This window comes from Pseudomonas sp. P7548, from assembly GCF_013386585.1.
Lineage (GTDB): Bacteria > Pseudomonadota > Gammaproteobacteria > Pseudomonadales > Pseudomonadaceae > Aquipseudomonas.
The window spans coordinates 1-3,214 of sequence record NZ_JACARO010000074.1 but is presented as its reverse complement, the minus strand read 5'-3'; the positions used below and the strand labels follow the sequence as shown (position 1 = coordinate 3,214).

Annotated in this window: 1 rRNA gene; it reads left to right on the top strand. The window is 50.6% G+C overall.

Annotation, left to right across the window (positions count from 1 at the left end):
* The first annotated feature begins 201 nt into the window (after positions 1-201).
* Positions 202-3,093 (top strand): 23S ribosomal RNA (locus HX803_RS25545).
* Positions 3,094-3,214 lie beyond the last annotated feature (121 nt).

Here is a 3,214-nt window from a genome sequence, read left to right as displayed (position 1 = left end):
GTTGATGGTGAATGTTGATTTCTAGTCTTTGATTAGATCGTTCTTTAAAAATTTGGGTATGTGATAGAAAGATAGACTGAACGTTACTTTCACTGGTAACGGATCAGGCTAAGGTAAAATTTGTGAGTTCTCTTAGTTGAGAAATTCGAATTTTCGGCGAATGTCGTCTTCACAGTATAACCAGATTGCTTGGGGTTATATGGTCAAGTGAAGAAGCGCATACGGTGGATGCCTTGGCAGTCAGAGGCGATGAAAGACGTGGTAGCCTGCGAAAAGCTTCGGGGAGTCGGCAAACAGACTTTGATCCGGAGATGTCTGAATGGGGGAACCCAGCCATCATAAGATGGTTATCTTGTACTGAATACATAGGTGCAAGAAGCGAACCAGGGGAACTGAAACATCTAAGTACCCTGAGGAAAAGAAATCAACCGAGATTCCCTTAGTAGTGGCGAGCGAACGGGGACTAGCCCTTAAGTGGCTTTGAGATTAGCGGAACGCTCTGGAAAGTGCGGCCATAGTGGGTGATAGCCCTGTACGCGAAAATCTCTTAGTCATGAAATCGAGTAGGACGGAGCACGAGAAACTTTGTCTGAATATGGGGGGACCATCCTCCAAGGCTAAATACTACTGACTGACCGATAGTGAACTAGTACCGTGAGGGAAAGGCGAAAAGAACCCCGGAGAGGGGAGTGAAATAGATCCTGAAACCGTATGCGTACAAGCAGTGGGAGCAGACTTTGTTCTGTGACTGCGTACCTTTTGTATAATGGGTCAGCGACTTATTTTCAGTGGCGAGCTTAACCGAATAGGGGAGGCGTAGCGAAAGCGAGTCTTAATAGGGCGTCTAGTCGCTGGGAATAGACCCGAAACCGGGCGATCTATCCATGGGCAGGTTGAAGGTTGGGTAACACTAACTGGAGGACCGAACCGACTACCGTTGAAAAGTTAGCGGATGACCTGTGGATCGGAGTGAAAGGCTAATCAAGCTCGGAGATAGCTGGTTCTCCTCGAAAGCTATTTAGGTAGCGCCTCATGTATCACTGTAGGGGGTAGAGCACTGTTTCGGCTAGGGGGTCATCCCGACTTACCAAACCGATGCAAACTCCGAATACCTACAAGTGCCGAGCATGGGAGACACACGGCGGGTGCTAACGTCCGTCGTGAAAAGGGAAACAACCCAGACCGTCAGCTAAGGTCCCAAAGTTATGGTTAAGTGGGAAACGATGTGGGAAGGCTTAGACAGCTAGGAGGTTGGCTTAGAAGCAGCCACCCTTTAAAGAAAGCGTAATAGCTCACTAGTCGAGTCGGCCTGCGCGGAAGATGTAACGGGGCTCAAACCATACACCGAAGCTACGGGTATCACGTAAGTGATGCGGTAGAGGAGCGTTCTGTAAGCCTGTGAAGGTGAGTTGAGAAGCTTGCTGGAGGTATCAGAAGTGCGAATGCTGACATGAGTAACGACAATGGGTGTGAAAAACACCCACGCCGAAAGACCAAGGTTTCCTGCGCAACGTTAATCGACGCAGGGTTAGTCGGTCCCTAAGGCGAGGCTGAAAAGCGTAGTCGATGGAAAACAGGTTAATATTCCTGTACTTCTGGTTATTGCGATGGAGGGACGGAGAAGGCTAGGCCAGCTTGGCGTTGGTTGTCCAAGTTTAAGGTGGTAGGCTGAGATCTTAGGTAAATCCGGGATCTTAAGGCCGAGAGCTGATGACGAGCTAACTTTTAGTTAGCGAAGTGGTTGATGCCATGCTTCCAAGAAAAGCTTCTAAGCTTCAGGTAACCAGGAACCGTACCCCAAACCGACACAGGTGGTTGGGTAGAGAATACCAAGGCGCTTGAGAGAACTCGGGTGAAGGAACTAGGCAAAATGGCACCGTAACTTCGGGAGAAGGTGCGCCGGTGAGGGTGAAGGACTTGCTCCGTAAGCCCATGCCGGTCGAAGATACCAGGCCGCTGCGACTGTTTATTAAAAACACAGCACTCTGCAAACACGAAAGTGGACGTATAGGGTGTGACGCCTGCCCGGTGCCGGAAGGTTAATTGATGGGGTTAGCTAACGCGAAGCTCTTGATCGAAGCCCCGGTAAACGGCGGCCGTAACTATAACGGTCCTAAGGTAGCGAAATTCCTTGTCGGGTAAGTTCCGACCTGCACGAATGGCGTAACGATGGCGGCGCTGTCTCCACCCGAGACTCAGTGAAATTGAAATCGCTGTGAAGATGCAGTGTATCCGCGGCTAGACGGAAAGACCCCGTGAACCTTTACTATAGCTTTGCACTGGACTTTGAATTTGCTTGTGTAGGATAGGTGGGAGGCTTTGAAGCGTGGACGCCAGTCTGCGTGGAGCCATCCTTGAAATACCACCCTGGCAACTTTGAGGTTCTAACTCAGGTCCGTTATCCGGATCGAGGACAGTGTATGGTGGGTAGTTTGACTGGGGCGGTCTCCTCCTAAAGAGTAACGGAGGAGTACGAAGGTGCGCTCAGACCGGTCGGAAATCGGTCGTAGAGTATAAAGGCAAAAGCGCGCTTGACTGCGAGACAGACACGTCGAGCAGGTACGAAAGTAGGTCTTAGTGATCCGGTGGTTCTGTATGGAAGGGCCATCGCTCAACGGATAAAAGGTACTCCGGGGATAACAGGCTGATACCGCCCAAGAGTTCATATCGACGGCGGTGTTTGGCACCTCGATGTCGGCTCATCACATCCTGGGGCTGAAGCCGGTCCCAAGGGTATGGCTGTTCGCCATTTAAAGTGGTACGCGAGCTGGGTTTAGAACGTCGTGAGACAGTTCGGTCCCTATCTGCCGTGGACGTTTGAGATTTGAGAGGGGCTGCTCCTAGTACGAGAGGACCGGAGTGGACGAACCTCTGGTGTTCCGGTTGTCACGCCAGTGGCATTGCCGGGTAGCTATGTTCGGAATAGATAACCGCTGAAAGCATCTAAGCGGGAAACTAGCCTCAAGATGAGATCTCACTGGAACCTTGAGTTCCCTGAAGGGCCGTCGAAGACTACGACGTTGATAGGTTGGGTGTGTAAGCGCTGTGAGGCGTTGAGCTAACCAATACTAATTGCCCGTGAGGCTTGACCATATAACACCCAAGCAATTTGCTGACCTGAAAAGGCACCAGATTGCGGTGTGTGAAGACGAAATGAACCGAAAGTTCGACGCTCACAAAACACCGAAAACTATCACATACCCAATTTGCTGAA